Origin of the sequence: Nostoc sp. CHAB 5836 (assembly GCF_020829445.1) — a bacterium.
In the GTDB taxonomy this organism is placed as follows: Bacteria; Cyanobacteriota; Cyanobacteriia; order Cyanobacteriales; family Nostocaceae; genus Nostoc.
This window is the reverse complement of the sequence record NZ_JAIVFV010000294.1, coordinates 1-4,573: the sequence shown is the minus strand read 5'-3', so window position 1 is coordinate 4,573 and position 4,573 is coordinate 1. Positions and strand designations below refer to the sequence as shown.

General features: G+C 44.1%; 6 protein-coding genes. 3 read left to right on the top strand and 3 right to left on the bottom strand.

Going from position 1 to position 4,573, the window contains the following annotated elements; translation table 11 throughout:
- Positions 1 to 119: 119 nt before the first annotated feature.
- On the top strand, positions 120 to 2,471 hold the full coding sequence (locus LC605_RS31090) for a plasmid replication protein, CyRepA1 family (protein WP_229551260.1): 2,352 nt from the start codon (positions 120 to 122) through the stop codon (positions 2,469 to 2,471).
- 102 nt (positions 2,472 to 2,573) lie between these two features.
- On the opposite strand, the gene LC605_RS31085 is transcribed toward LC605_RS31090, so the two are convergent.
- Complete coding sequence (locus LC605_RS31085) at positions 2,574 to 2,771, bottom strand: NblA/ycf18 family protein (RefSeq protein ID WP_229551259.1); 198 nt, start codon at positions 2,769 to 2,771, stop codon at positions 2,574 to 2,576.
- A 569-nt stretch (positions 2,772 to 3,340) separates the two neighbouring features.
- Between LC605_RS31085 and LC605_RS31080 the strand changes: the two genes are divergently transcribed.
- Positions 3,341 to 3,544 (top strand): hypothetical protein, encoded by a 204-nt coding sequence (locus LC605_RS31080; protein ID WP_229551258.1) that lies wholly within the window; start codon positions 3,341 to 3,343, stop codon positions 3,542 to 3,544.
- On the opposite strand, the gene LC605_RS31075 is transcribed toward LC605_RS31080, so the two are convergent.
- Together LC605_RS31075 and LC605_RS31070 are read right to left on the bottom strand one after the other, a co-directional pair.
- On the bottom strand, positions 3,541 to 3,924 hold the full coding sequence (locus tag LC605_RS31075; protein WP_229551257.1) for a type II toxin-antitoxin system VapC family toxin: 384 nt from the start codon (positions 3,922 to 3,924) through the stop codon (positions 3,541 to 3,543). The two genes, LC605_RS31080 and LC605_RS31075, sit on opposite strands and share 4 nt — an antisense overlap.
- Positions 3,921 to 4,118 (bottom strand): hypothetical protein, encoded by a 198-nt coding sequence (locus LC605_RS31070; RefSeq protein WP_229551256.1) that lies wholly within the window; start codon positions 4,116 to 4,118, stop codon positions 3,921 to 3,923. Before LC605_RS31070 ends, LC605_RS31075 begins: the two co-directional genes overlap by 4 nt.
- An 87-nt stretch (positions 4,119 to 4,205) precedes the next feature.
- Between LC605_RS31070 and LC605_RS31065 the strand changes: the two genes are divergently transcribed.
- Positions 4,206 to 4,397, top strand: a complete 192-nt coding sequence (locus tag LC605_RS31065) for a hypothetical protein (protein WP_229551255.1) — start codon at positions 4,206 to 4,208, stop codon at positions 4,395 to 4,397.
- Positions 4,398 to 4,573 lie beyond the last annotated feature (176 nt).

The following is a 4,573-nucleotide window of genomic DNA, read 5'->3' as shown; positions in this document are numbered from 1 at the left end:
TGTGTAAACTAATATAGTTTATGTAAATAAAATTACTTACCACTTAGATTTGATTTTTAGCGTAGGCGTAGCCCGCCGCAGGCATCGCACCTTTTTTTGCCTGACCTCACAAAATCGCATTGCTCCCACCCAATGTCATAGTTAATACCCGCTATCTTTCCACAGTCATCCGTTCCTTCCCTCAATCTGGGTTAGTTGGTTTGGCTTCTGATATGGGGACTGGCAAAACTGAAATCTTAGCGATAATCAGAAGAGATAATCCCCAATTGAGCTTTTTGAACAACGGGCATCGGGTGACTCTACTCAAAAATCTCAGCGTAGGCGTAGCCCGCCGTAGGCATCGCCTACAAACTGCCATGTACTCCGCGATTTCTTGCGGTGATTGGGCTAAAGCCAAAGCACTGAGTATCACTGTAGACTCATTGTATAAGATGGCGAACGATTTACAGGCTTATGACATTCTATTCATTGATGAAGCTTGCCAGTATCTTGCACACTTGCTCAAATCGAAGACCTGCAAGGAACATAGAGGGGCTATTCTGGAAGTACTGGAATATCTGGTCTACAATGCCAAACTGGTTGTGTTGGCAGATGCTCACCTCGATGACCTGACCATTGAGTTCTTCACCTCGATGCGTCCTGTTGGTGAAAAACCTTTCATCATCAAAAATCAGTATCGCTCAGGTGGTCGTCAAGTTCACTGGTACGAGGGTCGAAATAGCAGCGCATTGGTAGCCGAATTCCACGCTCAGTTGATGCTGGGCAAAAAGTTGATGATGGTCAGCGATAATAAGCGCTTCATCAAAAAGCTGGAGAGAGCGCTCAATGACGGGACATCGATAGATGATAGCAACGAAACACCGGAATCAGCCGAAGACCGCCAGCTACGGGTGTGGGCTATTCACTCGGAAAATAGCGGGTCTGAAGAGAATGTGATTTTCATCAGGGAGATTAACGTTGCCATTAAAGATATCGACGCTTTTCTGATTACTCCCAGTCTCGGTACAGGGGTTGACATTTCCACCGAGCATTTTGATGCAATATTCGGTGTGTTTCATGCTGTAAGTCAATCGGCTACAGAATGCGCCCAGCAATTATGGCGGTATCGTCCCAATGTCCCCATGCACGTTTGGGTTGCACCGCGTCCTCCATTTGGTTATGCCGAAACTAATGCCCGTCGCATCAAGGAAAAAATTCTCCAGAAAAATGAAATGACCGCGTTTCTGATTCGCATTGACAGAGAAACGGGCAGACGTGGCGCAGAGAAAGACTGGGCGTTGGATGCTTCTTGTCAGATTGAAGCGCAAAGAAACTGGTCTATCAATAATTTACGGGCTGACTTGCGATCGCTCTTGTCAGAGATGGGCAATAAAATTCTGCCAGCCGGAGATGGTGGTGATGAGGGAGCCTCGCGGTGGATGAAGGCAGCAAGTATTGCCATCGATGAAGAACATTTTCGCAAGGTGGCTAATGCCAAAGATATTGACAGAAGAACTTACAACGCTAGGCAGCATCAAGATTACCTGAAACCCGAAGAAGTGCTGGAGTGCGAGAAGTTTCGCATTCTGGATACCTATGGGATGCCAGTTACCCCGGAATTGGTGGAGAAAGATGACGGTGGGAAGCTGATACGCAAGATTGTCGCACTTGAAGCGATATTGGCAGCACCGGGAGAAATGATCACCGATGACCTTATTGCACCGCCGCCTGTTGTGGCAGAGCGGGATAAATCGGAACGGGAGCGCCTTGCAATCTGCACTGACTGGAGCAATCATTCCACGTCTTGGCTGATGCGTCATCGGCTGGGACTTAGGGCAGTGTTGATGGATCTCATGGCTGGGGTTGAGATAAAAGGCGACGAGGCGATGATTCAGGTTTTGGCTGACTTTTCCAAACGCAACGCATCTCATGTTAAGGGTATCCTTAACCTGACCATTCCCCTTGATGAATCTCCTGTATGGATTTTGGGGCAGTATCTTACACAACTTGGGTTATCTACTGAGTCTCGCCGACCACTTGAGAATGGTCAAAGGGTTCGGTATTATCGGCTAAATACGGAGGATGTGGTGTTTGCCCAAGAGGTATTGTCATATCGCCTTCGTCAGAGGGAGGAGAGGGAAAGGAAGCGGCAGGAGGAGCAAGAACGAAATGCAGCACATAAGGCTAGGATGCAGACACAGTATGGGATTAACCCGCCGTCCACACCCCCCCTTAATAAAGATGGAAGTAATAATTGGGGGGGTGTGGACACAGATAAAGAAGACAGTACTTCTTGGTGGGAACGGGTAAAATATTATGCTCAGTTGGCGATTGAACGAGTAGAGTACGGGGTTGATGCAGTAAAAGAACTACTAAGTACGCTAACGAGTGATGAGCGTTGTGGAGTGATGCTGAAGTTTGATGACATTAACCAAGACTTGTTTGCCCAACTGGTGGCAGCAGCGCCCGATTGGGTCGAGTGGCGAGGTTAAGGAAGTAGGGCTTACTATTAACCACTTTGATTATTAGGTTACAAATGCTACTTGCTTTCACGAAAGTTGCGCCGTACTGGTTGGCGAGACACAAGGTATGTTTTAGCCCAAGATTGGGTCACAATCAATTTCCCACCGATGTTTGAGCAATTCTTGGTAAGTCTTTTCCTTTATCACCATCTGCTTATAGAACATCAGCAAAAATTCTTGGGCTTGTTCACGGGACATCTGCTGCACAAGGTCTGAAAAAGTTCTAAGGCTAAATTCTTGTTCTAAAGATAATTCAATGGGTTGATTCATCGCTTTTATTTGAGTTTGCTAAGTTAAGCAAATATTGCTTTATATAAATAAATGTTACGATGGCTTTACAAAAATCAAAGGGGTGTAAACCGTACCGGCGTAGGTTAGAAATGCCGTATCTGCTGTGAAGAGTTAAAGGGAGCAGAAGAGATAAGCAAATAATTTAACCTAGCAGTCAAAAAACCCAATACCCTTTACCCCACTTGTGCAAGAAGTCTCCTCTGCTTGCACAAGTGGCGATCGCTATTTGAAGAAATGGGAAATAAAATTGTTGTAGTGGTCAGCCTGTTCGGTATTATCGGCTAAATACTGAGGATGTGGTGTTCGCCCAGAACGTGCTCTCTTATCGTCAGAGGCAACGGGAGGACAGGGAAACCAAACGCCAAGATGAACAAGAACTTCAGACGGCTTATGCAGCTAGAATGCAAGCTCAGTATGGGATTAATGCTCCGTCCACACCCCCCCTAATAAAGATGGAAGTAATAATTGGGGGGGTATGGACACAGGGACTTTATAAGTAGAAATACTATTCGGAGCGCTGGTGGAACAGGGTAAAATATTACGCTCAGTTGGCGATTGAACGGGTGCAATCCGGGGTGGAATCGGTGAAAAGTTTTACTCAGTACACTAACCAGTCAGGAGCGGTTGGGCGTGATACTGGAGTTCCTTGGATGTTGATCCATCCAAGGAAGCTCAACTGGCTTTTGTTAAAATTATCGCCAGCGCGATCGCCTGTCGCAGATATCGCTCTGAGCAAATTTTCCCTCCCTTAGTTAACAAAAGGATTTTCAATCTTTAGTCCAGCAATTCCTTGAAAGTCATTAGCATTTCTTGTTACTAAAAATGCGTCTTTATGTAGTGCAGTAGCAGCAATAATTGCATCAGGAAGCTTAATCTTATACTGTCGTCTCAATTGGATTGTCTGCTCTTCAATCTCTCTTAACAAGGGAACTGAGTAAAACTGGGATAATAAATCTTTGAGCGCTTGCTCTTCTTGTTTTTCTAAACCTACAAAACTTAGTAATTCCATGCGGATAATCGGTGAGATAAGAACCTCGTGCAAATTCAGAAATTTTTCTGTAAACAATGAATTAACTGCTGGTTCATCAGCAAGATAGTAAATAAAAATATTTGTATCATAAACGTATCTCATCCCTCCCACTCCTGACGTAGAGCATCTAAATGAGCCAGCATAGCTTCTTTTTTATCCTTCAAAATTCCTTTGGCAAGAGCCACTTTTTTATAGTCTTTTTCCCAATCTAACAGCATTGATTCTGGTATATCTACTGTAATTGAATCTTCATCTTGATATACAAGGTAACGTTTTGGTATTTTAATTATTGGCACAGTTTTATTCTCCTGAAAAGAGGATTTGTTGGTTTGATTATAACGGATTTGTTTTAATTCTTATTAAACTTAGATGCTAGCTGTCAGATGGAAGTAAAATATTATGTCCAGTTAGCAATTGAACGGGTTGAATACTGGATTGACGCGGTAAAAGAACTACTAAGTACGTTAACAAGTGATGAGCGTTGTGGGGTGATGCTGAAGTTCGATAACATTGACCCAGACAAGTTTGCTCAACTGGTGGCAGATGCACCCGATTGGGTAGAGTGGATTGGATGAATCATCTGTTAATTGCCCTGTTTGACTGACATTTTCTACGTCTTTAGATCAATACCTTCGCCAATTTACGAGAGTGGGTTGATGACGCTTGCACCATTAACTCGCTGTTCTCTGAGGTTTGGCAAAAACAATAAGTCCTAAAAATTCCTTTAAGGTTTACCACAAGGTTTTTTTTA

Excerpts from the sequence above, each read along its gene's own strand:
- LC605_RS31075 (WP_229551257.1), bottom strand. The coding sequence starts at position 3,924 with ATGAGATACGTTTATGATACAAATATTTTTATTTACTATCTTGCTGAT.
- LC605_RS31085 (WP_229551259.1), bottom strand. The coding sequence starts at position 2,771 with ATGAATCAACCCATTGAATTATCTTTAGAACAAGAATTTAGCCTTAGA.
- LC605_RS31065 (WP_229551255.1), top strand. The coding sequence starts at position 4,206 with ATGGAAGTAAAATATTATGTCCAGTTAGCAATTGAACGGGTTGAATAC.